Source organism: Spirosoma humi (assembly GCF_054776575.1).
The window spans coordinates 517074-543813 of the sequence record NZ_BAAHBR010000015.1; the positions used below are offsets into that span (position 1 = coordinate 517074).

Below are 26740 nucleotides of genomic sequence, written 5' to 3' on the forward strand. Positions count from 1 at the left end.
AAGCTGTTTGCGCAGGCACAAATGTAGTTTACAGGCCCTAATCACGGGCGGGCAACGACTTGTTTATTACTTTTCGGTAATCGGGCAGCCACGGGATAGGGACCTTTCAGCAAGAAGGCCACCCGGCAGAGACTGGGTGGCCTTCTTGTGTGCATATTGTTTTTAACCCGTTAGCCGGATCAGTTTTGGCGGAGTTTAGTAAAAAAGGCCCCAGTCGTCCGGAGCGTCGTTATCTTTATCAAAGCTATTTACCCATTCGACGAATAACAGCCTGAACTGTTCAATTTCCTCCCGCAGCACATTCAGATAAGCTGTTTGGGTCAGCTTTTCGGCTTTGCAATAAGACGTTTGAGCCAGTAACTCACGGGCGTGCATTTTTATAATGACCGCGTTTTCCATGCGCAGCGTGTACAGATCGCCCCCTTCGGCACCAACAATTTTTGGCGCCAGCATCATAGCGTTCGCCAGCATCTGCTCATGCATCATCAGGACATCTTCTTCCTTATTAATGGTTTCGACGATGGCCTGCGTCAACTCCATTAACTCGTTGGCCTTTCGGAGAATTGGCAAATTTTTGATGCGCCGGTTCTCGGCCTCCATTTCAGCACGGGCTTCCTCAGGGTCATAGTCCTCGTCGAAACCATCCCAGTCCATGAAGCTATCGTCGTCGTCTTCGTCGTCAAAGTTCATTACAAATGGGCAAAGGGATTAAACGCCTTCTGATTGCCAAAGTAACACAATCGTTAAGCAAAAACAAACCCCTTCGACTTAAAAAGCTGTCCGTTGCGTGTTTCACGAAGCCGTCGGGCTAGTCCCTGGAAGTAACCTTTCTGAAACGCAGGTATCCGCACTCCTTTGTTACAATGCCTTATTCCGGTGTGTTCAGCGGCTATATTGCTCGGCGGTATACCCTAGCATTTTCGAGAAAACAAGTTTGTAAGTCGAACAAAAACGTAGGCAAACTGTATATTTGTTGGGTTTACAAGTTGCTTTCCCACTGTAGAGAATGACGTATTGTTTAGGAATTAAAGTCGCGTCGGGCTTAGTTGCCATCGCTGACAGACGATTGACTTCGGGCTCTGAAGTGTCGTCTAACCGGAAAATTTCGGTTCATGAAGTCGAAAATCACTCCCTGTTTATCATGACATCGGGACTGCGCTCCGTACGCGATAAAGCGATTACCTATTTTAAAGAAGTACTGGCCGAACAAGATCGCTCATTCAATAAACTGTATAAAGCTGTTAATGCCTTTGGCGAGCAGGTAAAACGAGTGGCGCAGGAAGACAAAACGTCCATTGTTGCCAGCGGACTGAATTTCAACCTGAACGCCATCGTGGGCGGGCAGTTGGAAGACGACGAAGAACATAAGCTCTTCATGCTGTACCCGGAGGGAAACTGGGTTGAAGTGGACCAGGGATCACCCTTTAAAATAATCGGCAACTCCGGCTATGGCAAGCCTCTGCTATTCAGAAACTTGTCTTATGAATCCAGCATGGCCGATGCGCTTAAAATCGGTTTCCTGGCGTTCGATGCTACCCGGGTGAGTGCCAACGATGTGGATTATCCGCTAGACGTGGTCGTTTATCCGAAAGATAGTTTTCACATGACGGAGTACAGGCTCGAGAAAGAAGACATGGACGAAATTTCGCACCAGTGGAGTGCGTTGCTCGGCAATTCGGTTCGTAAAGTACCAACCTACTGGATGGACCCTATCTTCGAGAAAGTGCGTTCTACAAAAAAATGATGCATGATGAGTTATAAAGGATGAGCATCGATATAGCTTCGTCATCATACCGGCGTTCCGGAATTCGTATTCATCATGCATAACTCATCAATCTTTTCTATGCAGCTCCACGTTCGGCACAAATCCGAATATACATACGATAGCCCCGTGGCTCTGGGTCCACAAATGCTTTATCTGTATCCCCGAACGTATCCCTACCAGCGGTTGCTGAAGTACGAACTGCTGATCGACCCACAACCCGCGCGGGTTGTCCGCAATGTCGATGTGGAAGGGAATGTTCAGCAAGTGGTTTATTTCAATCACCCAACCAAGCATCTCAGGGTATCGGCCGACATGGAACTCCAGTCCGATGAGTTCAATTCGTTTGACTTTGTCTTATACCCGTTCGATACGAAGCGTGTCCCGTTCCGCTACCCGAAAGCCATCGAAGATTTGCTCCAGCCTTATCTGGAACAGGTAGGCGTTTCGGATCGGGTCAGAAGTTGGGCCAGGGAGCTGGCAGCGGGGGCAAACTGGCAGACTACGGGCTTTCTGATTGCGCTGAACCAGGCCCTCCGAAAATTTACGTATGAAATTCGTGAGTTAGGGGCTCCCTTTCCGCCCGAGCAAACATTGACCCTTCGCAAAGGCTCTTGCCGGGATTACACAACTCTGTTCATGGCCGCTTGCCGGAGCCTGGGTATTGCAGCCCGTTTCGTTAGTGGCTATTTATTCGGGAATCCACAGCAGGAGCACCAGCTACACGCCTGGGCCGAGGTCTACCTGCCGGGAGCTGGCTGGCGTGGATTCGATCCTACCGAAGGATCGCTGGTGGTGAATCGGCATATTTTTCTAACCTCGACGGCGAAGCCCGAACTGGCCGCTCCCATTAGCGGAACGTTTAAAGGGCGGGCCAACTCAACCTTGCACTCAGAACTGGTTTTCGTCTGAAAAACCTGTCCTGGACTTGCCTTCGGGTTTAACTTTACGGAGGGTGAACACCGATTGCTTGCGCACGATCGACTATCTTTGCATACTTATCCAATTTTATATACCTGACCCAAAACGTGGCATTAATTAAGTCTATTTCCGGAATTCGAGGAACGATTGGGGGGCGCAGCGGAGACGGACTGACCCCTTTGGATGTTGTTAAATTTACAGCAGCCTTTGGTCAATGGCTCCGGAAACGCAATCCCGAACGCCAGTCGGTTGTTATTGGCCGCGATGGTCGCTTGTCAGGAGAGATGGTTTCCAAATTGGTAGCCGCCACCCTGCAGGGCTTGGGTCTGCAGGTAATCGATCTGGGCCTGTCGACCACCCCTACCGTTGAACTGGCCGTAGCCGGTGAAGGGGCGGCCGGTGGTATTATTCTGACGGCCAGCCATAACCCGATTCAATGGAACGCCCTTAAACTGCTTAACGAAACCGGCGAATTTATATCTGCGCAGGACGGGGCGGATGTGCTGGCCATTGCCGACAGTGAATCCTTTGACTTTGCGGAGGTCCGTAAATTAGGAAAATACACCGCCGATAACACCTGGCTTCAAAAACACATCGACCAGATTCTGGCCCTGCCGCTGGTTGATCGAAATGCGATTGCGAACCGAAATTTCCGGGTTGTTGTCGATGCCGTCAACTCGACCGGTGGTATTGCCGTTCCGATGCTGCTGGAGGCATTGGGCGTTGAGCAGATCACGAAACTGCACTGCGAACCCACAGGTAACTTCGCCCATAATCCGGAGCCGCTTCCCGAAAACCTGCGCGACATCATTAAAGAGATGGAAAAGGGCACTGCCGATCTGGGCATTGTGGTTGATCCCGACGTTGATCGGCTGGCGTTGATTTGTGAAGACGGGTCAGCTTTCGGCGAAGAGTACACACTGGTTGCCGTGGCTGATTATGTACTGAAAAATATGCCCGAAGGCAAGGCCGGGAATACCGTTTCCAATATGTCGAGCACGGTTGCCCTGCGTGATGTGACCCGGAAGTACGGAGGACAGCATTTTGCCTCCGCCGTGGGCGAGGTGAATGTAGTGGAGATGATGAAGGAAAAAGATGCCATCATTGGTGGCGAGGGAAATGGTGGTATTATTTACCCCGCGCTTCATCATGGCCGCGACGCCCTCGTGGGCATTGCCCTTTTCCTGACGCATCTGGCAAAATTTGGCAAGTCAGCATCGATGCTGCGCCGAATTTATCCGAACTACTATATTTCCAAAAACAAAATCGAGCTTACACCCGACATTAATGTCGATGCGGTGCTGGACCGCATTCAGGCCAAGTATGCCAAGAACCCAATCAACACCATCGATGGGGTTAAGATTGAGTTCGACAAAGAATGGGTTCATCTTCGAAAGTCGAATACGGAGCCGATTATTCGTATTTATTCAGAATCTGATACGCTGGCAACCGCCGATCACCTGGCGGGAAAAATCATTAACGACATTCGGGAAGTACTGGCCGAAAATCGTCAGTTGTAATTAACCAGCGATCATCGCATTGGCCAATAAAAAGACCGCTCTGCAAAGAGCGGTCTTTTTTTGTTGCCCAACTCAGGCCCCTATCCTGTGGAATAAACTACTCAAAAATCATCGGCATTGACTGAAGTTAACTCCCTGCTCGCATTTAAAAATACTGACAAACAGTTAATTATCCCATTTAAACAGAATATGGCACAGTTTTTAGACAATACAGGTAATCCCAATCGAAATTCAAAACAAACAAGATTATGAGCTTTATAAGAGGTGTGTTAGCAGGATTAGCCATTGGTTATCTGACAGCTCCCCGGAGTGGTAAAGAAACCCGCGACAAATTGACCCAGAATGTCAACGATTTACAGAGCCAGTTGGAAGAGGGTGTATCGCAGGTAAAATCGCAAGTCGATAAACTGGTCGGTAAAGCAGAAACAACGGCTAACCAGTACGCCAACAAAGCAGAAAACAAGGTTGATCAGCTCAAAAACGAAGCACAATCGACATACAATCAGGAGCGTGCAAAGAACGCCTATAACGCTAAGGTTGACGACGCAGCGGATGCCACGAAGTCAGGCATCAATAATATTGAAGATGCGTTGAAGCTGAACTAATTAGTTTTTAGTTTATAATTAGCAGCCAATAAGCCAGGTTCTGTGTTATGCAGAACCTGGCTTATTTGTTATTATCCATAGTCAACGTGTTGATGAAGGTTTTTTATTATACAAGAATGCCCAATACTATGCTCAGTATTGGGCATTCTTGTGTAGTCAGTAGACCAACAACGTTTACTCCCACTCTATCGTTGCGGGTGGTTTCGATGAGATATCGTACACAACCCGATTGACACCTTTTACCCGATTGATGATTTCATTGGATATATCGGCCAGAAATTCATAGGGTAAGTGTGCCCAGTCGGCAGTCATTCCATCTATGCTCGTTACGGCCCGCAGTGCTACGACACGTTCATACGTCCGCTCATCGCCCATGACGCCAACCGATTGTACCGGCAGAAGCATAGCACCCGCCTGCCATACTTTATCGTACAGCCCTTCACGTTTCAGGCCGTCGATGAACAAGGCATCTACCTGCTGCAAAATATCCACCTTTTCGGCTGTCACATCGCCCAGAATACGAATGGCCAGGCCAGGACCTGGGAACGGATGGCGGCCCAGAATAGCTTCGGGCAGACCCAATGTCCGGCCAACCGCGCGAACCTCATCCTTAAATAACGTATTGAGTGGCTCCACCACTTTCAGCTTCATGAAATCAGGAAGGCCGCCTACATTGTGGTGCGACTTGATCGTTGCCGATGGTCCTTTCACGGAAACAGACTCAATAACGTCGGGGTAGATAGTCCCCTGCCCCAACCAGGATACGCCTTCGATCAGGTGAGCTTCATGGTCGAACACGTCGATGAACGTTCGGCCGATGGCTTTACGCTTGGCTTCGGGATCGGTTAAGCCAGCCAAGGCACTGTAAAATTGATCTTTCGCGTCGACGCCTTTTACGTTCAGGCCCAACGTATGGTAGGATTCCAGAACGCCGGCAAATTCATCTTTCCGGAGCACGCCGTTATCCACAAAAATGCAGTAAAGGTTTTTACCGATTGCCTGGTGAATAAGCATAGCCGCCACCGACGAATCGACGCCACCGGATAGCCCCAGCACAACTTTATCGTCGCCTAACTGCTGTTTCAGGTTGGCCACTGTCGTTTCGGCAAATGACTCGGCCGTCCAGTTCTGCGAGCAGCCGCAGATATCGACAACGAAATTATGAAGAAGCATTTTGCCCTGCAGCGAATGCGTTACTTCGGGGTGAAACTGAATGCCATAGGTTGGCTCACCTTCTACCTGGAAAGCAGCCACATGGACCGTATCCGTCGACGCAATGATGTCAAAATTTTCGGGGACGCTCGTGATCGTATCGGCATGTGACATCCACACCTGCGAGTGCTGGTCGATTCCCTTCATCAGGGGGTTTTCAGCCTTAACGGTGCCCAGCTTGGCCCGCCCATATTCGCGAATAGACGATGCTTTGACTTCGCCCCCGCTGGTATGAGCCAGCAGTTGCGCGCCATAACAAACGCCTAACAAGGGCATTTTATGCCGGAACGCAGCCAGGTGAACCTCTGGGGCATCGGCATCACGAACGGACGAAGGACTGCCTGAGAGAATGATGCCCTTGACGTCGGGCGTGATGGTTGGGAGGTGATTATACGGATGGATTTCGCAGTAGACGTTCAGTTCGCGCACCCGGCGAGCAATGAGTTGTGTGTACTGAGAACCAAAATCAAGAATCAGAATCTGTTCGGTGGCCATGAATAGGTCTCTAAAATGCAAAGTTAGGGCATTTTTCGTGAAAACGCCCTAATTAAGGCAACCTTACCCCCGAATGCTTAATGAGTAACCACCAATCGACACTGAACCCCGCCGGTTTTATACTGCATCGCCAGCACATAGGTACCCGTGGGTATAGAAGCGACCGAAAACGATAAAAATGGAGTTCCTGCGGGCACCTGGTAGTTCCGTTGCAGCACAACTTTGCCTGCTTCGCTGGTTATGGTAAGCGATACAGCGTCGCCACTCCAGTCTAATGGCAGGCGCACGTTCACCTGGTCAGTGGCGGGGTTAGGATAGACTAATGTACTCGAATTCGCTAATGAGCCGGTATAGCCCAATTCCAGTTCAGGGCCTACTTTGACATTCAGAACCAGCTGCAGCGAAGCCGTTACCGTGGGCGAGTAATCGGATTCAGCCCGCTTGCTCAACGCTCGCACACGGTATCGATAAATTTTGCCGATTTTGAGTGAATCGGGCTGGTTCGCCTTCCGCAAGTCATTATACATAACGGCCGTACCGGGCAACAGCGCAATAGACTTGAATTGGTCACCACTGTCGGCCCGTTCAATGGACCACTGGGAAATACTATCAGACTTTGTTATCCAGGTAAGTTTGATGGCGCTGGTATCAACCGGAATGGCACGCAGGTCAACAGCCGCTGGCAGTGGCGCAGCGATTGGCACCTGATAGAACGTTAACGCCCGCATCCCCCGACGATTACGGATAACGGGTCCGGCATAGAAGCCAAGTTCATTGTCTTTATAGAACGAAGGCAAATAAGTCAGGTGCTTAGCCGTAATGGGTTTTGTCAGTGTCAATACCAGCCGATTGCCCTGTTCCGTCACAGACTTGATGATTCCAGTTTCGCCAGCCGGGTAATCTGTGTAGATAAAATCAGATAAACTTTGGGTATACTTATGGCCATTGGCCCGATTCGTAATGGTTGTATCGGCGGGCCAGTGTACTTCCTGATTAGGCTCAAACTCCAGCGTGATTTCGTCCTGCTTCGCCGTATTGTAATAAAGTCGCTGCAGGTTGGGCGAATGAATGTTGCTCGTATCAGCAGACCCGTAAAAATCACTGGCCACGAGCCGATATAATTCCAGTCCGAACTGACGATACGCCACTTCATCATAATGAAGCCCCTGATAACCGGGCAGCCCAACCGTAGCAATGGGCTCATTATCGCCAAACAGTGTTTTCGACCGTCGCTGAAAATCCCGTAACGCCCCCGCTTTTATGACATCGTTCGTGAGCAAGTTCAATTGCGAATGGTACACCTTTTTTAAACCAGGGTAATCCTTTTTCCAATAGCTATATAATTGCGGGAAAACGCGACTGTATACATCGGGGTCATTGGCCGCTTCGGCCTCTCCCTGCCGCCAGATCATGGCTTTCACCTGCCCAGCTACACCCGCCTTGCTAACCCGGTAGTACAGGCGTCCATACAGGGTGTTCATCGACGCCGGCTGGTTGGCATCCCGCATGGCATGGCTCGTAATCTCGGTTGACCCGGCGGCCCCGTTGATTACAGCCGTGGGAATACCGTTCTGCTCTTTAATGTAGCGTTGAAGTTCAACGCCCCACAGCGAGTTCGTGCCTTCGGTGGTGTTGGTCATGCACCAGGCAGTATCAGCAGGATTGTACGTTACGGGTCCATTGTTGACGCCAAATGTCCGGCAGAATTCGCTTCTATACGCATTTTCATTAATCCGGCCAAGGGCATTGGACTGGCCCATGATCAGGAATACATCTCCACACACAATGCTATCCCGAATGGCTACCTGAACGGAATCGCCGGGGGTGGCCCGGTGCACGAATACCTGAAAACTATACTGACTTAATTCGGCTTTGATAATGGGCCTGAACGCGAAACGCCCGGTACCAGCTTCTACAGCCGTTCGGGCATACTGGTAGCGAATCTGATCCCGAAGGACAACCAGAGAAACCGCTTGCACATCGCCATCGGCTACCCGGCCGGCAATAGCTACCGTACATTGGCTTGACTGGTCGCGTGGGTAGAGTTGCAATCTCGCAGGCCACTGATCAAAAGCGACAGCAACCTGCGCTGATCCGCGGAATGGAATTAAGATACTTAAGAATAAAAACGTTATTAAGAGTTTCACAGAGCTACGGAAGAGATTCGGGCAGTCAAAGTAGTGTGCGGCAAATGTACTCCATTGTAACTAAATGATTGTTAATAAACAATAAACAAATAGCCACAACTATACCAATAAATAGATTAAGGATACAGAAGATATTTCTTTCGTATTCGTTTGTAGGCTGTCAACCCCGGCTCCCAGCTTTTCCGAATTTTGGCAATGGGAACACCCGCCAGCAATTGCAACCGAAGCTGATCCGTTCCTGCCAGTCGGTCGATGCCATTGTTGGCCAGAAAGAATTTACTCTTGTCGGTAGCCTGATTGAAGAAATCAAAAAAATAATTCAGCATCAACCCCTGTTTCGATACGGCAATCTTGGATAAATCCAGTCCATAACACAGTTGTCCTTCCAGCGGAGGATTAACGGCACCCGGCTTGTCGACCGGTGTAAATGTATACGGCCCGTATTTTGTGTACGGAGACCCAATCACCTGAAACTGCTTGTCGGTACCGCGCCCCACACTAACGACCGTACCCTCAAAGAAACAAAGCGATGGATACAGTAAAATAGCCTGCTGATTTGGTAGATTCGGCGATGGAGGAACCGGTAAGGTGTACGGGGTTTGGTGCGTGTAGTTTTTGAGGGGAATCACCGTTAAGGGACATGTTTTCGCCCCAGCCAGCCAGCCCTGACCATTGATCATGCGGGCCAGTTCGCCCATGGTCAGCCCATACACGACAGGAATCGGGTTGAGCCCCACAAACGATTTAAACTTTTCCTCCAGCACCGGACCATCCACATAATGGCCATTTGGATTCGGACGATCCAGCAAAATCATGGGCTTGCTGGCTTCCGCACAGGCCTCCATTACATAATGCATGGTACTGGTGTACGTATAAAAACGGGCGCCCACATCCTGGATATCGAAAACAACCACATCCAGCGAGTCCATCTGCTGGGGAGTTGGTTTGCGATTTTTACCATATAGCGAGGTGATCATAATACCCGTCCTGGGGTCACGCCCACTACTGATTTCTTCCCCGTCGGTAGCCTGTCCCCGAAAACCATGTTCCGGGGCAAAGATGGTTTTAACGGTTATTCCTCTGGAAAGCAGGCTGTCGACAAGATGAGATGTGCCAACCCTGGACGTGTGATTGACCACCAGACCAACCCGTTTTCCCTGCAAAGCAGGCAGGTATACGTTCATCTGGTCGGCTCCGGTTTGAACGGCAGAACTTGTTTTTGTCTTACCCGTTTGGGCCTGACAGGCGATAGCGACCATACTAAAGCCAATAAAAAAGAGTTTTGTCAAGAAAGTCATAGCAGCAGGCAGGAAGTGCATCATGCAAAACTCTTACTTTTACGCACCATAACAAAGAAGATACGTTAATCAAGTGACCTTTGCGCCTACACTACTTAATTCTCTTCCGGCTCGTTAACACTTATTCGCTTTGAACGTACCTGTTTTTTTGGCCCGAAAGGCTCGGCATGCACCCGAAGGAAGTTTTTCGGCTACCGTTACCCGCGTTGGCGTCGCCAGTATCGCCCTCGGGCTGGCCATCCTGATTGTCGCGTTTGCCGTCCTGTTCGGTTATAAGCGCACCATCGAGCAGAAGATTTTTCAGTTCGGTGCCCACTTACAGGTCAGCAAGTTTACCAACAACGCATCTTACGAACAAACGGCTCTTCCGCTTAAGACCGCGCTTTACCAGGACAGCACCCGCATTCCCGGTGTACGCCACATTCAGGCCGTTGCGCTGAAAGCGGGTATCCTGAAAACCCCCGAAGAACTCAGCGGTGTCATTCTGAAAGGGGTAGGAAAAGATTACGACTGGAACCTGTTCCGGGGATCGCTCATTGCGGGAAAAGTGCCCGTTGTTGGTGCCGATACGGGTTCTGGCTCCACCGACCTGTTGCTGAGCCAACTGATGGCCAACCAGTTGAAAGTAAACGTGGGCGATGCCGTTCCGTTGTACTTTCTGGGCAACCCGCCACGAGCCCGTAAAATGACCGTCGTCGGTATTTATGAAACGGGGCTTGAGGAAGTCGATAAGACCATCGCCCTGGGCGATATTCGGCTCGTTCAACGACTCAATCGCTGGGGACCCGATTCGGTAGGAATCTATGAAATTTATGTCAATGATTTCGATCAGCTAAAAACAGCAGCCGATAATGTTTTCGAGGTTATGACACCTACCATGCGCCTGACGCGCGTGACGGATCAGTACCGCCCCCTCTTCGACTGGATGCTCCTGCTTGATCGGAACATGGTTATACTCCTGAGCCTCATTACGTTTGTCGCTTCGTTCAATATGGTGTCGGTCCTGCTGGTCCTGATGATGGAACGAACGCCTATGATCGGGCTACTCAAAGCCCTGGGCGGTACTAATTCGCTCATTCGACGCATGTTTGTCTTTATCGGCCTCAACATGGTTGGCTGGGGGCTGCTTATTGGCAACGTGGTCGGGTTAGGAATTTGTTTCGTACAGGAACGCTTTAAACTGATTCCCCTCGACCCCAAGAATTACTTTATCAGTTACGTGCCCATTGCGTGGGATTGGGCAACGATTCTGGCCCTGAACGCGGCCACTATTCTGATGATAAGCCTCGTGCTTTGGCTGTCAACGGTTATTATTAATCGCATTCAGCCCGTGAAGGCGCTGGCATTTAAGAAGTAGCCAGAGCCGCCTGGGAGGTTCTGCCTACTTTTGATACGTGAATTTCAAGATATAACCCCGTTTGCCATCTCCTTCGCTGGCGATGTACAGATCGCCGTTTGGCGCGAAGCAAATTCCTTCGGGCTGGCGGAATGCCTTGGGGTCAAGCGGTTCGGAATAGATGATTTTAGCCTGCCGACTCGTAATGACCAGGCGCTTTCCAACCGATGTGAGCATGTACCATTCGCCTGTTATGGGGTGCACCGCAATACCGGATGGCTTGTACGTCCTGGGGTCAATGCCGGCGGCCTCCAGTTGTTCATCGGTCAGGCTCATGTCTTTGAAAACAGCCTTATTCAACAGATCGAACGAATAAACGGCCTTATCGCTCGATCCTTTCCCTTCCTTGACGGCAATCAGCAGGCGCTTTGTTTTGGGATCATACCCCAGCCCTTCTACTTCCGTTTTCTTGGGCAGATCGGTTTTTGTACGCCCGATTTTGGTCGACTCCGGGGCAAAACGATACAGTCTCCCGTTGCTTTCAAGCACGTATACATCGTCGTTCACGTATTCGATACCTTCAAAATCACCGTAGCCCCCAAAGCCAAAATCCTGAACGACTTTTCCTTTTTTGGTATCGAACACATACACGACAGCCTCTTCGTCCTGAACACAAAGCAGTTTATCATCTTTGTAATACGTTAAGCCTGAGATTTCATTCAGGGTGCCGGGCAGCGTGTATTTTTCGTCGGGAGCCGTGAGCCGATACGGGAGTTTAAAGTCGGGAGCCAGCGTTCCGGTTTCCGGTTTCTCATTCTTTTTCGAGGTAGGGCCACACCCGACCAGCACCAGCAATACACCAAAGAAAAGACGATTCATACCAAATAGGATTTAGGACAAATGTACTGTCTTCTCCCGGAACTTTGAGGCCCGGTTAACGCTGCTCGGCCAATACAGGTCGTTGCTTGGTGGCCATACTCATCCGTTCATAATCGGAATGGCGTCATTCAGATTCCCGAATCTGGCATTCCGCGGCTTTCTTTTTTGCTTTTTACGGGTCGTCATTAGTTTTGTTTAGTAAACCCACCCCACCATGATATCCTATCGGCTAACGACTTCGCAAAAATGGCAACTCGCTATAAGTGTGTTCGTTATTTACTTTCCAATCCGATTGTATGTCAACGTATCGTCGTGGAACTGGCTCCTGATGGGGCGTAACATTCCATTCTGGATTCTCGAAACGATCCTGACTGTTTTGTTCTTCTATGCCTGGCTTACGGTAACGGAATGGCTTCAGCAGGTTCTGTTCAAACGGTTTGGCGAGGGTTTTCTCATCGAATTTAAAATACCGGCCCAATTGGCCACCCTGTTCATTGCCAGTGCCCTGGCGTTGGTCTTCAACTTCGCCTTTTTCATGATCTGGCATGGGCTGGATACGGCAATCGAGCAGAATTTCGGTATTTACCGCGAACAGGATACCCGCCAGCCAAAGCCTGTATTGCCCCCCAACATTCTGGAAGAACGACGTAAACGCAGCGATCAGCGACGGCGGGTGAATAACGGATTAACGGTCATGGCCATGCTTTCGGCTTTTTATCTGGCCGCTAACCGGCGCACCTACCGCGAACTGGAAGTTGTGCAGGTGCGGGCCGAACGGCTGGAAAAAGAGAATGTCCAGGCTCAGTTTGCCGCCCTGAAGAGCCAGGTAAATCCGCATTTTCTGTTCAACAGCCTTAGTATTCTGTCGTCACTGGTGCACGCCGATGCGGAGTTATCCGAAAAATTCATCGATCAGCTATCGAGAGCCTATCGGTATATTCTGGAACAGAAAGATAACGAACGCGTATTGCTCAAAACGGAGCTGGAGTTTATTCAGGCTTATCGTTTCTTGCTGAATATCCGCTTTGAGAACAAATTCGACGTGGTGATCAATGTGCCCGAAGCCGATCAGACTCGCTACAGCATAGCCCCTTTGACACTTCAGTTACTGGTCGAAAATGCGGTCAAGCACAACCGCATGTCGACCAGAGAACCGTTGAAGGTGCATATTCTGCTGGATAGCGACTGCCTGGTCGTCAAAAATAATTTACAGCCACGCCCCCAGTCTGAAACCTCGACCGGCATGGGATTACAAAATATCATTACGCGCTATGCCATGCTCACCGATCGTCCCGTTTGGGTTGGCGAGAGTGAAGGCAATTTCATTATCAAAGTTCCACTACTCACGTAAAACTGGTTGCCGGTTCTTTTTCGGCTGGCAATCTGATTTACTTGCTCGGCACGAGCGGTCCGATTTCACGTTAAGCCTATGAACGTAGTCATTATTGAAGACGAAAACCTGACAGCAAAGCGGCTCGAAAGTTTACTTCATAAATACGATCCAGCCATTTCGGTCCTGGCCCGTATCCCATCCGTTGCCGAAGCCGTAGCCTGGTTTAGCGAATCAGATCGGCCCGTCGATCTGGTCTTTATGGATATTCACCTCGAAGACGACCTTGGGTTTCGCATTTTCGAGCAAACGCAGCTAACCACGCCGGTCGTTTTTACAACGGCCTACGATGAGTACATGATTCAGGCGTTTAAAGTAAACAGCATCGACTACCTGCTCAAACCCATCAATTACGACGAGCTGGTAGCCGCCATCGAAAAATTCAAATCGCTGAAAAAGCAGTTTGGCCAGAACACGTCCTCGTCGCACGACATTGAGACACTGCTCAATCTGATTGGCAAATCGAAACATACCGACTACAAAGAACGGTTTATGATCACGGTGGGCACCAAGATCAGAAGCATTGAAACCAGTGAGGTCGCCTATTTTTACCTCGAAGAAAAGGTCGTTTTTCTGGTCACCAGAGATGGCCTGACGCTCCCCGTTGATTATAGTCTGGACAAACTCACCCAGTTGTTGAATCCGCGCCAGTTTTTCCGCATCAGCCGCCAGTTCCTGGTCTCGCTACCCGCTATTCAAACCATTCATACGTTTTCGGCCGGAAAACTCAAGCTGGATCTCACGCCCAAATCGAGGCAGGAAGTGTTCGTGAGTGGTGATCGGATGACCGAATTCAAAGAGTGGCTGGGAAAATGACAGCCTGATTTTTGGGAATGACGGCACTCTGATCAGGCGGAAAACCACCCGCTACGAAAGGCTTTCTCTAGGGCCTTGGACGGCTGCGCTAGCCCCGTGTTCCCCGGATCGATTAACCGCAATAGGAAACTTCGCCAGTACTACCCGGTGCAATGCCATAGGCCTGCAGAAGGCCTGCCGATTGGCGAAACGTCAGAGCGTTAGGGACCTATTCTAAACGACAACCTTACACTGGGCAGAAGGTCCGCCCAGTTTTTTTATGCCTGATAATGGCATTTTTTGAGTCAATTGCTACACTTTTCAATGTAATACGCCTACCGTAATCAATAATTGGTCTAAATAACATTAGGTTTGCATACCATTCACCTAATTAAGCAGGACAATTATCGATGAAATTTACCGCTACTCTTTTACTCATACTGACCGGTTATTTTGCCATTGCCCAGACAGCAACGATTAAAGGTCAGCTAACCCTCGAGAACGGCAAACCAGCCGAATTGATCAACATTGTGCTGAAAGGTACGGGCAAAGGAACCACCACATCGGCCTCCGGTGAGTTTTCGCTGTCGGGTCTAGCAGCCGGGAAATATCATCTGATCGCATCCGGAGTTGGCTATACCACCGTTGAACGGCACGTAACGCTGGCCGATGGCGAGACCGTGACGCTGAACGTCTCCGTTCAGGAAACTATGCAGCAACTGCAGACTGTCGAAATTACGGGTCGGCGGGAAACCACCTATAAAAACGATGTCTCCTTTATTGCCAGCAAAACGGCCACTCCGCTTAAGGATGTGCCGCAGGCGATCAGCTACGTGACGAAAGAAGTCTTACGCGATCAGGGTGCTTTTACGATGGGCGACGCCGTCAAGAACATGAGTGGCGTGAACCAGTTTACGTTCTACGACGATCTGACCATTCGGGGATTTCGCATGAATGGCGGTAGTACAACGCAGTTATTCAACGGGTTACGCACCTTTTCTGGATTCTGGAAGCAGCCTCCCGTCAACTACCTGGAACGGGTAGAAGTTATCAAAGGCGCGGCTTCGGCGCTGTATGGCAATACCTCACCGGGCGGCACGCTGAACCGGGTAACCAAAAAACCACTGACGACGACGCAGAAATCGCTGATGTTTACCACGGGTAGTTTCAATACCATGCGCGTGCTGGCTGACTTTACGGGCCCGATGAACGAAAGCAAAACCCTGTTGTACCGGCTTAATCTGGGGTATGTCAACGCCCAGGGATTCCGCAATCTTCAGTTCGATAAAAATATCATCATTGCCCCCTCGGTGTCGTTTCTGCCCACCGATAAAACCCGCATCAATTTCGATCTGGTCTACAACAAATCGAACAGCCGACTCGACCGGGGGCAGTCTGTAGTGGGTAACAACCTGTATTCCAGTTCGATTGCTACGTCCCTGAATGCTGTCAACGATTACCTGAACGAGGAAACGTACCTGATCACCACCTCCTTTAATCATCAGTTCAGCCAGAAGACGTCGTTGAACATGGCTTATCTGCGGACAGGATACACCGAAGATTTGCTGGAGCACCGCAGCAGTAACGTAAACGGAATCGACTCGGCGGGGGCTGCCATTCCAAACCTGGTGGCCCGTCAGGTTTTTATCCGGCAAACCAAATCGTTCATGGACAATTTCTCCCTGTTTCTAAACCAAACGGTCAATACAGGCCGGGCTGAACATAAACTGGTATTCGGCTACGACTATATTCAGTCTACGACTCCCAAAGGATCGGGTCAGCAAACCGCAAACGGGTATCTGCTTAAGGCTGGAGGAGCCGCAGCTTACAACGCGAAACGTCCGGATCTGTATCAGTTTTATACGTATACCAGCAACGGCGTTACCCGGAGTATTCCGAAACCCAACATTTCGCACTACGATCTCACGCTCCAGAACAATCAACTGGAAGACGTCACGAAGTATACGTATAATGTAACGGCCAATGCCGCTACTACCCCCGTGTTTTATTCGCTGCATGGACTTTACCTGCAGGAGCAAATGAAACTGGACCGCCTGCAGGTCTTGCTTGGCCTGCGTTACGACACCTACATCGACAAAAAAGGCTATACGACCCCAGCCGAACGCAATGTAATTCAGCATGCGTTTTTGCCCCGGATTGGTGCAGTGTATAGCGTCAACAGGAACATAAACGTATATGGTACCTATACGAAAGGGTACAATCCGCAGGATGCGGCCGTCCAGAGTGATCCAACAACCGGTGGCCCGTTTGACCCCATCCGAAGTTCGCTGGTGGAGTTTGGCCTGAAAACGGAATGGCTGGACGGCCGCCTGACGGCCAATGCATCGATCTACAACATAACGCAGACCAATACGCTGTATTCAGCCAACGCCATTGATAACCCGAACCTGTTGACACAGATTGGTCAGGAGCGGGCAAAGGGAGTAGAACTGGACGTAACGGGTACTATTCTGCCGAACTGGAACCTGATTGTTACCTACAGCTACAACGACGCCAAAATAATCGATGCCGGAACGAAAGCAGCCGACCAGGCACTGGTGAATCTGCAGAAACCCAATGCCCCCCGAAATCAGGGCAGTTTATGGACCAAATACACCTTTGTAACACAAGGGCTCAACGGCCTGGGTCTGGGTTTCGGGGCTAACTACGTATCGGAGCGGAACCTGTCGCTGAACAACGTGCAGACCATTCCGGCGTATACACTGCTCAACGCGGCCGTGTATTATCGGATCGACAAATTTCAGTTTCAGGTTAATTTGAATAACCTGGCCAATAAAACGTATTGGGTTGGCGGCTATGATTACCTGCGGCTATTCCCGGGGGCTCCCCGGAATTTTATGGCAACTGTTTCGTACATGTTCTAATTGTTTTAGTCTGGTTAGCTGACACTATTTCTTAATCCAACCGGCCATCTCCCGGTCCGGGACGAGGCTTTTTTCAAACCTGAACAAAGCCTCGTCCCGGATTGGGAGGTGGCACTAAGCCTGTACCACTGTGGCATCACTCGGAAAAACCATCGCAACGAAACTGCACTTATGGCTGGGGCTGGGCTCCGGCCTTGTCGTTTTTATTGTCGCCCTGACGGGTTCACTGCTCGTTTTCGAAGAAGAACTGGAGCCGATTTTCTACGCTCACTTCCACCGCGTTACGCCCCCGGCCAACGCCGAACGACTACCACTTGACCAACTGGTGGCTGCAGCCACAAAGCAGTTTCCGAAAAAGAAGCTAAGTCGCATCGAGATCGAACCTCAGCCCGACCGTACGGTACTTATTGGTCTTCAACAAAGCAAAAAACCGAAAGACCTCCTCTCAGTTGCGGTAAACCCGTACACAGGAACCATTGTCGACACGCGAGAGGAAGAGGCTGCGTTTTATTCGGTTGTGTTACGGCTGCATCGGTATCTCTGCCTGGGCGATGTGGGTAAAGTTATTACGGGTATTTCATGCAGTTCATTTCTGATCATTATGTTTTCTGGCCTGGTGCTCTGGTGGCCTAATCGCAAAAACAGACAACAGCGATTCACGGTAAAATGGGGGGCTTCGTTTAAACGGCTCACCTGGGATTTACACGCCATTTTTGGTTTCTACGTACTACCGTTCGTCTTTCTGATTGCCTCCACCGGATTAATCTGGAGCTACAAATGGGTAAACAACCTACTTTTCTACGCCTTCGACGGGAAACCCCAGACCAAGCGGGAAGCACCGGCAAACCGCTCGGCAGCCGGGCAGGCCCGTACGGGTCGGTTTGAAAAAATCTATACCGAAACCAACCGGCTTCTGCCCCACACGGGAGCAATTACCTTCACCTTACCCGAAAAAGACAGCCTGACGATCACCGCGTCGAAGAAAAATGACGAAGCGGCTATCAGCAACATCGTCGATTTTCTGTATTTCGACAACCAAACCGGCGACTTGGTGAAGCAGCGGCTCTACGATGCGGAAACACCGGGCTTCAAAGCCCGGCGGGTAATTTTCCCAATCCACACGGGTAGTCTGCTCGGATGGCCAACCAAAATCATTGCGTTAGTCGTGGCCCTAATCGCGGCCAGCCTGCCCATTACGGGCCTGTTGATTTGGTGGAATAAACGGCGGAAAAAGAAGCCGTCAGCCACGTTGCGAACCCCGACTACGAAGCGGAGCGTGAACGCACAGGTCGGTATTCAGAATGCGTACTGCAAAGCCATTCCAGCGAGTGCCCACCATCCATAAGCCTCCTGAGCCTGGCGAAATTGTCCATGGCTTCGGTAGCTCATACCCGCTCTGGCCTGACCAATAAGAAAAGAGCGTAGGCAGGTAAGATCAAAAATGAAGACGTACCTTTGCCAAATGGATAACCCAAACCAGCCTCCCCGGCAACGCGGCCAGCGAACCGACATTTCCCTATCCGTTTCGGAACCTACCGAATTGATGGCGTTTCTGATTGCCCAATTGCCCCACAAAAACCGAAACAACATCAAGTCGTTGCTGAGTAATAAGCAAATTCTGGTTGATGGAAAAGTATATACGCAGTTCAATCACCCGCTGAAGCCGGGGCAAGTCGTTACGGTTGCCGCAAACCGTGCTCCCCAAACGTCACAATACCGGGGCCTGACCATTCTGTTTGAAGACCAGAACCTGATTGTTATCAACAAACAGGCCGGGTTACTTTCTATGGCAACCAACAAGGAGCGGGATCGCACAGCCTACGGCATTCTGAGCGACTATGTCAAAAAAGAAAACCCTAAGAACAAGATTTTTATCATTCACCGGCTCGACCGCGAAACGTCAGGCGTAATGATGTTTGCCCGCAGTGAAAAGGTGCAGCGGCTAATGCAGGAATCCTGGAACGCCACTACCAAAGAGCGAACGTATGTTGCCCTGGTCGAGGGTGTACCCAACCCGGAGCAGGGTCGGATCACGTCCTACCTTCGGGAGAGTAAAGCTCTGATCGTGTATTCGAGCCAGAACCCCGAAAACGGGCAATTATCCATTACAAATTACAAGGTGCTTAAGGCTAACAATGGCTACGCGCTGCTGGAACTGGAACTGGAAACAGGTCGTAAAAACCAGATTCGGGTGCACATGCAGGACATTGGCCACCCTGTGGCGGGTGATGCTAAATACGGTGCCGCCACCGATCCCATCGGTCGGCTGGGGCTTCATGCCGAAGTACTGGCGTTCGAGCACCCCATTACAGGTCAGGCGATGCACTTCAATGCGCCTGTTCCCAAACTGTTCCTGAACTTGCTGAAGGAGCCAGTGGCGTGAACACCGCCCTTACTTCACAACTCTGTATTTAAGGAGCACCCAGATCGCTTCAATTCCGTCCAGCCAGGAGATTTTTTTGCCTTCGGCAATAGAACGGGGGTAATAGCTGATGGGTAGCTCTTTGATACGAATGCCGCGTTTGGCTACTTTGGCCGTCACTTCGGGGCAAAACTCGAAGCGGGTGCATTCCAGCGGAATAGACCGCAGAAAATCAGCGTCGAACACTTTATAGCACGTTGGCTCATCGGTAAGGCGCTGGTTGAAAAGTGCATTAGTCAGTAACGTAACTACCTGGCCACCAATATAAAAACTAAAATAAGAATGGCGATTTTCGGGCTTTAGAAACCGGGAGCCATACACAACTTTCTCCTTGCCATCGGCGATGGGCTTCACCAGGGCCAGGTAATCCTGTGGTTCATATTCGAGATCAGCATCCTGAACAATGGCAATGTCGCCCGTCATGTGCTGAATAGCCGTGCGAATGGCGGCTCCTTTTCCCTGGTTTTGGGCATGAAACACAACCTGGATGTTGGGCACCGACTCGAATGTTTTCAGTAGCTCGCGGGTACCATCCGTCGAGCCATCATCGACAATAATTATCTCTTTATTTATGGGAACTGCCTGAATTTTCTCAAGTAATGTATTAATGGAGTTAATCTCGTTGTAAGCAGGGATAAGAACAGATAGTAGCATAAAGCAAATATAAACGATAATAGGCAAACAAATTCCCAGTTACTTGCGCACCCAGTACATCAACGGGAAGCGGGGGTTTTTAATTGGCACAAAATTTTCCTGCAGGCCAGCGCGCAATTGTCGAATAGCATACGCATTGGCCGGTTTGTTCAGGGCCGTACTGTCATCGATCACGCTCGACCGGTTGCCAAACACAACCAGTTTCAGGCTGGTGTCGGCCAGCGCGCGCGCGTATGTATCCGGGTGCGATTCGATGTAATGCGACGTTTGCATCTCGGTGAAAATAAACGGCACATTCGGCTCCCGATCCGACAGGTAATACAAGCTCAGCGCATTATCGACCAGTAACACTTTTCCGGTAGGGCCCGCCTGCTCGCGGATGAACGCGCCCGCCTGCTCCTCACCCGAATAATCGGCAATCGTCACCAATCGTCGGATAGTGGCTGGCCGGTACAATAGTCCACTGATCACCAGCAACACGACCACCACCCCACTTCCCGCAAACACCAGCCGGTACGATACCGCCTTATGACGGGCCTCATAGTGCGTAAGCCACAGTTCGGCCATAAAGCCTAGATGCACGGCAAAGAAAACGGCCGCCGGAAAAAAGTAATGACTTGCCTGTGTTTTGAGCATGGCAACGCAGGAAAAGAAGGCCAGCAGCAAAGCCAGCCAGATGGCGGGCGTCTGCTGGTACTGTTTCCGGTAAGGCTGCTGCCAGACGAGCACAAACGAGATAGCCAGCAACAACAAAAACCAACTCAGCTTGATCAGAAATTTGGCCAGAAAGATTGTGTGGGCCGGGTAACCACCGAACGGGTAAATATACGTCCACTCCAGATGAGCCTCCAGCCGGTCGGTCAAATAGAAATAAAGGGCCGAAAAAATCAGGGGCAGCACGAAGCCAAGTAAAACCAGCATCCCCCGCCCGACCATCGGCCAGAAGGTGAGACGGCCCGTTAGCCATAAAACAAAAATAAAGGCCCCAAACCCGACCATGTAGAAAGCCGCAACGCTCTTGAAACACATAGCCACGCCCAGCAGAGCGCCAGCGCCCAGCCAACGCCAGGCTGAGCGCCCGTTTCCACCCACGGCCAGCGCAAACGCATTGAGGCCAAAAATAGACACCCAGCTTTCAGGTTCCAGGAAATTCATTTCCATAAAGCAGCAACTGGCGGCCGTTAAGCCAGCAGCAATGAACGCGGCTCGCTCACCCACGATACGGGCCGCCCGCCAGGCGGATACAACAGCCCCGGTAGCCAGCAGGGTGATGAGCCCGGAAACACTGATATGGTTGTAGCCCCCCAGCAAATTCAGTAGAACAGTTGTGGAGGAATACAAGAGATAGGATTTGGAAGGAATATAATCGTACAACACATGTCCCTCGTTGAGGCTACGGGCAATAATCAAATATTCGTAAGCGTCGTAGCCGTAGCCAGAGTTGTAGGTAAACAGAAAAAAGAAAGGACAGAAAAAAGCCAGAAACAGAAAAAGACGCGTCATAAACCCCGGATACTGCAGTTGTCAAGTTAGCAAATGTACTGGTTTAGGAACAAGACACCAGCCTGACCAAAACCTTTTTATTAACCGTTCGGCTATTCTTCAGGTTACCAGGCTAGTCCATTTCAGCCCAAAAGTTCTAGCAGCCAGTTTGTTCTTCACCCGGTTATTTTTTGCTTTCGGCATAAAAAAAACGGCATTCAGCCAGATTGGTTTTTGGTTACAAATAGGTAGGGACAACTTTGGCCCATTAATTAGACAATCTCATGAAAGCCCTGCTATTATCTTTACTCATCGTCAGTGCAACAACGCTGTTCGCTCAAACACCCACCGTACCGGGTGCCCCAGCCAGCACAACAGCCGTTACGCCGGCCACGGCTCCCCTACCCGCCAGCACGGTGCCCGATCCTTTCGGAACAACGCCAGCGACTACTCCTCCACAGACATTCACGGCTCCCGGTGGCCCTACTACCATTCAGGCACCCAGCACGCAGCCCCAACCGGCAGCCACCACATCTGACGCTGATCCCATTGCCCGGGGTAACGGAAAAATCAGTGGTGTACTTATCGACTCCGCGAGCACCAAGCCCGTTGAGTTTGCCACCATCGCGTTACTTAATACCGCCACCAACAAACCCATCGACGGAACCACCGCCGACGCAAAAGGTAAGTTTACCATCGGGAAAGTGGCCCCCGGAAAATACCGGCTTCAATATTCGTTTATCGGCTATAAAGACAAACGGAGTGCCCTGATTACCGTCGACAAGGGCAGCGACATCAACCTAGGCACCATTAAACTGGCCGCCGACGTTCGGACACTCAATGAAGTAAACGTAGTGGGGCAGGCCGCTATGATTGAAGAAAAAGTGGACCGGCTGGTGTATAACGCCGACAAGGACATTGCCGCCAAAGGGGGCGATGCCGGTGACATTCTCCGTAAAGTTCCGATGCTCTCGGTTGATCTGGACGGCAACGTTAGCCTTCGGGGCAGTGCTAACGTGACGGTGCTGATCAACAATAAACCCTCGACCATCGTAGCCAGCAGCGTAGCGGATGCCTTAAAACAGATTCCGGCCGACATGATCAAAACGGTTGAAGTGATCACCTCACCTTCGGCCAAATACGATGCAGAAGGATCGGCGGGGATCATTAATATCGTGACCAAGAAAACGACACTCCAGGGCGCTACCCTCGACGTAAACGGTGGCGCAGGCAACCGGGGCAGCAACCTGGGGCTGAGTGGTAACTACCGTACCGGCAAGATGGGCTTTTCGCTCAGCGGCTTCGGTCGGGCTGAATACAATGTAAAAGGGTCTTTCACTAATGACCAGACGACCCGAAACTACGATCAGGCAACCAACACCTACTCGGCCAGCACCCGTACGTTGCAGACAGCCAACACCTTGAGTCAGCGCCTGTTTGGCAACTACCAGCTGGGCTGGGATTATGATATCGACAAACGGACATCGCTCACCGCCAGCATTCGGTATGGTGCCCGCAACGGTACGAGCAACCAGAATAACCTGTTCACACAGACATTCTCTCCGACCAGCTACTTCCCAACCATCAGCGACCGGAATGTGAAAACCAAAGATTTGTCGGGCACCGTCGATGCGAACCTAACGTACACCAAGATTTACAAGCCCCAGCAGGAATTCAGCATCCTGGCCTTGTTTAGCCGGAACAACCGCACCAACAACTTCGTGTCTGACATTCTGGGCGGAACCGATTTTGAGACCATTTCGTCCAGAATCAGAAATGACAACCTGAGCTATAACCAGGAGTCTACGCTTCAGATCGACTATCAAACGCCCATCAAGACGAATCAATTGCTTGAATTTGGGGTAAAAGGGATTTTCCGGAAAGCCAACAGCGACTACCAGTACTACCTCGCCACGGGCGACACGGGTGATTTTGTTGCTGACAACACGCGGCCCGCGAACACGCTCTACTACAATCAGAACATCGGTGCTTCGTACCTGTCTTATACCCTGACAACGAAGAACAAGTACACCATCAAAGCCGGAGCCCGTTACGAATACACCGTGATTGATGCCCGGTTCAGCAACGAAGCGACAGCAACACCAACGGACATTCCCAACTACGGTACCCTGGTTCCCAGTGTCAACATTTCGAAAAGCCTCAAAGGCGGCCGAATCTTGAAACTGGCCTATAACCGCCGGATTCAACGCCCTGGCATTCAGTTCCTGAACCCGAACGTTAACTCCTCGAACCCAACCAACATTACCCGGGGGAACCCGCTGCTATCGCCTGAGTTCACGGACAATATTGAGTTCAGCACGAGCGGCAACATCAAAGGCGTGTACCTGAATGCGTCCTTGTTCGGTCGGCGGACCAACGGGGAGATCACGGCTGTCCGCGATGTAACCCAGCAGCCTATTGGTGATCCGATCAACCAGGTATTTCAGCAGGTAATTCAAACGAACTACCAAAACGTTGGCCACCAGGATGCTTTCGGATTGAACCTGTTTGGGAATGGAACCCTGTTCCGTAAACTTCAGCTGGGTGGTGGTCTCGACATCTACCATGTTAGCCTGACCAACAACAACGCAAATCCGATTTACTCGGCGTCAAATTCTGGACTGGTTATCGGCGGACGCATCCAGAGCAGCCTTTCGCTGAGCAATGGCTGGGGTTTCCAGTTGTTCGGTGGCGGTCGGGGCAAGCAGGTACAATTGCAGGGCTACCAGAGCCCCATGTATTTCTACAGCATCGGCATGCGGAAAGAGTTTAATGACAAGAAAGCAAGCCTGGGACTGGCGGCTGAAAATATTTTCAATCACCCCTTTACGCAACGTTCCGAATTGACGTCGCCCATCCTCAGCCAGAATTCGCAGACGAGTTTCTACAACGCGGGGGTTCGCCTGACATTCAGCTACAAACTGGGTAAAATGAGTTTTGATGCGCCACAGAAACGAAATAGATCGGTCAACAATGACGATGTAAAAGACGGGGATGGTGGTGGCGACCAGCAGCCAGCCCAACAAGCGGCTCCCGCTGGCGGTACTCGTCCTGGTGGTGGCCGTTCAGGCGGTGGTCGTCCACGCTAATAAACAAGTTCACCCTGCCGGGCATGCCCGGCATAGTTTCGGATAATTAGATTAGGTTGGTGATCAATCCCTCCTGCTTTGCGGGAGGGGTTTCTTTTTGCCGTCTCCGCGCTTACATTTACCAGCTCATATACACGACATTCCCTATGAAAACCAAGAATTTAGTCAGTCTGTCAGTTGCCACCGTATTCTTCGTTCTGTCCATTACAGGTCTCCTGATTTATTTCGGACAAGGATCGCACCTGGTTGATCATACGCATGCCTGGTTTGGGGTTTTGTTTGTAGCCGCGTCGATATTCCATATTGTCAACAATTGGTCATCCATAACGGGATACACCAAAAATCGCCGGACGGGAGCCATCCAGAAAGAATTCGTTATTCCGGCTGTTATTGTAGCCATTTTCGCCCTTGGCATTGGTTTCGATTTGCCCGTTTTCAAAAAATTGGCGAATGCGGGCAAAGACCTGGTCCGGGGCGAACGACCACAGAGCGGCCCAATGGCCCAGACGAAAGTCGATTCCATTGCCAGCGCAGTTGAAACAGCGTACGCTGCCGCCTATACGAAAGGAGATACAGGAGCTCTGGCGGCCATAATGCCCGTTAAAACAGCGTTGCTCACCGAGGCAGGAACGATCCTCAGCGGTTCTGATATTCAGAAAAATATCCTGAAGCGGACAGGTGCCGAAATCATCAAAACTAAAGTTGACCATGCCGAAGCCCTCGACGACCACCTCATTCTTGTCTATGGCACGGCAACCAACTCAACGGCAACCTCGCCATCGGTCTACACGCATCTGTTGAAAGAGCAGGATAAAAAGTGGCAGATTATTGGTGCCCAACGCGCCTTCCCATCGGTGCAGTAGGCTGGTTTATTGCCCAACGGATGCTCACGTGATTCCAGTTTTTATCCTCTTACAGCATTCCACTGGGATGCTGCTCCTGGAAGTATCGTCTCAACTAGCCAGAGGCTGTTTGCGCTAAACGGCATAGACACGTTATCGCGAATAGCCTCTGGCTGCCTGGTACTCATGGCTGATTACTTTTGCTTAGCACCTCGTCTACTGTCAGTTCTGCCAGGGAGGGCGCAACCAAATCGGCCTGCTGAAGCACATCCGGCGAACCCAGCCCAACGACAAACATACCGCCCCGTTTACCGGCTTCTACTCCCGCTACAGCATCTTCAAACACCACACATTCGTCGGGGCTAACACCCAATTCGTCAGCACCTTTCGTGAACACTTCCGGATCTGGCTTGCCTTTGCTGATTTTAGTCCCATCGATAATGACATCGAAGGCGTCGGCCATACCGATGCGTTCCAGAATCAGAGGGGCATTTTTACTAACCGACCCAAGTGCCGTTTTCAACCCCGCCTGGCGAACCTGTGAGAAAAAAGTAGCCACCCCCGGCAAAATCGCTTCGGGCGTCATCCGGCTGACCAGGTCAAGATACCAGGTGTTCTTCTGATCCGCTAGTTTCGCTTTTTCCTCATCGGACAAAGTCAATCCCCCGTGGGCCAGGATAAGATCCAGCGAATCCATCCGGCTGACGCCTTTAAGGCCTTCGTTAAACTCTTCCGAAATATCGAAACCAAGCTCCGTCGCCAGCCGTTTCCAGGCCTGGTAATGGTAAATGGCCGTGTCTACAATAACCCCATCGAGGTCGAACAGAAAAGCTTTTATCTGACTCATTTGCGCTTTATTAGCTGTACAAAGCCCAAAGGTAGCCAGATTTAGGTATAGAGCAGACGCGTTAAACACCAATTACAGGACCCCGACCCGCTTTCCGTCGTCCGGTTACGTTCCATGCAGCGCTAAGCTTCCATCGGTTGATGCAACCGACATATTTTG

Annotated in this window: 20 protein-coding genes; 12 read left to right on the plus strand and 8 right to left on the minus strand. The window is 50.7% G+C overall.

The window, feature by feature from the left end; translation table 11 throughout:
* Positions 1–195 precede the first annotated feature (195 nt).
* Positions 196–690, minus strand: coding sequence for a hypothetical protein (locus ACYU8Y_RS18460; RefSeq protein ID WP_046574745.1), 495 nt, complete (start codon positions 688–690; stop codon positions 196–198).
* A 316-nt stretch (positions 691–1006) separates the two neighbouring features.
* Here ACYU8Y_RS18460 and ACYU8Y_RS18465 point away from each other — a divergent pair, with 316 nt between their 5' ends.
* From ACYU8Y_RS18465 to ACYU8Y_RS18480, 4 genes are all read left to right on the plus strand, one after another.
* Positions 1007–1744: a peptidase gene (locus ACYU8Y_RS18465; RefSeq protein ID WP_046579576.1), complete on the plus strand. Its 738-nt coding sequence runs from the start codon at positions 1007–1009 to the stop codon at positions 1742–1744.
* Between the two features lie 99 nt (positions 1745–1843).
* Positions 1844–2674 (plus strand): transglutaminase family protein, encoded by an 831-nt coding sequence (locus tag ACYU8Y_RS18470; protein WP_460939535.1) that lies wholly within the window; start codon positions 1844–1846, stop codon positions 2672–2674.
* A 116-nt stretch (positions 2675–2790) separates the two neighbouring features.
* Positions 2791–4203 carry a phosphoglucosamine mutase gene (gene glmM / locus ACYU8Y_RS18475; protein WP_460939536.1) on the plus strand — a complete coding sequence of 471 codons (1413 nt, stop codon included), beginning with the start codon at positions 2791–2793 and terminating at the stop codon, positions 4201–4203.
* 248 nt (positions 4204–4451) lie between these two features.
* Positions 4452–4808, plus strand: coding sequence for a YtxH domain-containing protein (locus tag ACYU8Y_RS18480; protein WP_460939537.1), 357 nt, complete (start codon positions 4452–4454; stop codon positions 4806–4808).
* Between the two features lie 174 nt (positions 4809–4982).
* On the opposite strand, the gene guaA is transcribed toward ACYU8Y_RS18480, so the two are convergent.
* The 3 genes from guaA to ACYU8Y_RS18495 form a co-directional block, all read right to left on the minus strand.
* Complete coding sequence (guaA, locus tag ACYU8Y_RS18485) at positions 4983–6515, minus strand: glutamine-hydrolyzing GMP synthase (RefSeq protein WP_460939538.1); 1533 nt, start codon at positions 6513–6515, stop codon at positions 4983–4985.
* Between the two features lie 77 nt (positions 6516–6592).
* Entirely contained in the window at positions 6593–8662 is a 2070-nt protein-coding gene (locus ACYU8Y_RS18490) for a sialate O-acetylesterase (RefSeq protein WP_460939539.1), read from the minus strand.
* 116 nt (positions 8663–8778) lie between these two features.
* Positions 8779–9960: an exo-beta-N-acetylmuramidase NamZ family protein gene (locus ACYU8Y_RS18495; RefSeq protein ID WP_460939540.1), complete on the minus strand. Its 1182-nt coding sequence runs from the start codon at positions 9958–9960 to the stop codon at positions 8779–8781.
* Positions 9961–10090: 130 nt separating this feature from the next.
* Between ACYU8Y_RS18495 and ACYU8Y_RS18500 the strand changes: the two genes are divergently transcribed.
* Positions 10091–11317 carry an ABC transporter permease gene (locus tag ACYU8Y_RS18500; protein WP_460939541.1) on the plus strand — a complete coding sequence of 409 codons (1227 nt, stop codon included), beginning with the start codon at positions 10091–10093 and terminating at the stop codon, positions 11315–11317.
* A 24-nt stretch (positions 11318–11341) separates the two neighbouring features.
* On the opposite strand, the gene ACYU8Y_RS18505 is transcribed toward ACYU8Y_RS18500, so the two are convergent.
* On the minus strand, positions 11342–12175 hold the full coding sequence (locus ACYU8Y_RS18505; protein ID WP_460939542.1) for an SdiA-regulated domain-containing protein: 834 nt from the start codon (positions 12173–12175) through the stop codon (positions 11342–11344).
* 217 nt (positions 12176–12392) lie between these two features.
* Here ACYU8Y_RS18505 and ACYU8Y_RS18510 point away from each other — a divergent pair, with 217 nt between their 5' ends.
* From ACYU8Y_RS18510 to ACYU8Y_RS18530, 5 genes are all read left to right on the plus strand, one after another.
* Positions 12393–13526, plus strand: coding sequence for a sensor histidine kinase (locus ACYU8Y_RS18510; RefSeq protein WP_460940321.1), 1134 nt, complete (start codon positions 12393–12395; stop codon positions 13524–13526).
* Positions 13527–13604: 78 nt separating this feature from the next.
* The gene (locus ACYU8Y_RS18515) at positions 13605–14381 is read left to right on the plus strand and encodes a LytR/AlgR family response regulator transcription factor (protein WP_460939543.1); all 777 of its coding nucleotides are present in this window, start codon (positions 13605–13607) and stop codon (positions 14379–14381) included.
* 389 nt (positions 14382–14770) lie between these two features.
* The gene (locus ACYU8Y_RS18520; RefSeq protein ID WP_460939544.1) at positions 14771–17245 is read left to right on the plus strand and encodes a TonB-dependent siderophore receptor; all 2475 of its coding nucleotides are present in this window, start codon (positions 14771–14773) and stop codon (positions 17243–17245) included.
* 130 nt (positions 17246–17375) lie between these two features.
* On the plus strand, positions 17376–18590 hold the full coding sequence (locus ACYU8Y_RS18525; protein ID WP_460939545.1) for a PepSY-associated TM helix domain-containing protein: 1215 nt from the start codon (positions 17376–17378) through the stop codon (positions 18588–18590).
* Positions 18591–18707: 117 nt separating this feature from the next.
* Positions 18708–19628, plus strand: coding sequence for an RluA family pseudouridine synthase (locus tag ACYU8Y_RS18530; RefSeq protein ID WP_460939546.1), 921 nt, complete (start codon positions 18708–18710; stop codon positions 19626–19628).
* A 9-nt stretch (positions 19629–19637) separates the two neighbouring features.
* Here ACYU8Y_RS18530 and ACYU8Y_RS18535 read toward each other — a convergent pair whose 3' ends face one another.
* Positions 19638–20321 (minus strand): glycosyltransferase family 2 protein, encoded by a 684-nt coding sequence (locus tag ACYU8Y_RS18535; RefSeq protein ID WP_460939547.1) that lies wholly within the window; start codon positions 20319–20321, stop codon positions 19638–19640.
* A gap of 39 nt (positions 20322–20360) precedes the next feature.
* Positions 20361–21824: an ArnT family glycosyltransferase gene (locus ACYU8Y_RS18540; protein ID WP_460939548.1), complete on the minus strand. Its 1464-nt coding sequence runs from the start codon at positions 21822–21824 to the stop codon at positions 20361–20363.
* 263 nt (positions 21825–22087) lie between these two features.
* On the opposite strand from ACYU8Y_RS18540, the gene ACYU8Y_RS18545 reads away from it, so the two are divergent.
* Both ACYU8Y_RS18545 and ACYU8Y_RS18550 read left to right on the plus strand, forming a co-directional pair.
* Entirely contained in the window at positions 22088–24892 is a 2805-nt protein-coding gene (locus tag ACYU8Y_RS18545; RefSeq protein ID WP_460939549.1) for a TonB-dependent receptor, read from the plus strand.
* A gap of 146 nt (positions 24893–25038) precedes the next feature.
* On the plus strand, positions 25039–25755 hold the full coding sequence (locus tag ACYU8Y_RS18550; RefSeq protein ID WP_460939551.1) for a DUF4405 domain-containing protein: 717 nt from the start codon (positions 25039–25041) through the stop codon (positions 25753–25755).
* 163 nt (positions 25756–25918) lie between these two features.
* On the opposite strand, the gene pgmB is transcribed toward ACYU8Y_RS18550, so the two are convergent.
* Entirely contained in the window at positions 25919–26581 is a 663-nt protein-coding gene (pgmB, locus tag ACYU8Y_RS18555) for a beta-phosphoglucomutase (RefSeq protein WP_460939552.1), read from the minus strand.
* Positions 26582–26740: the final 159 nt, after the last annotated feature.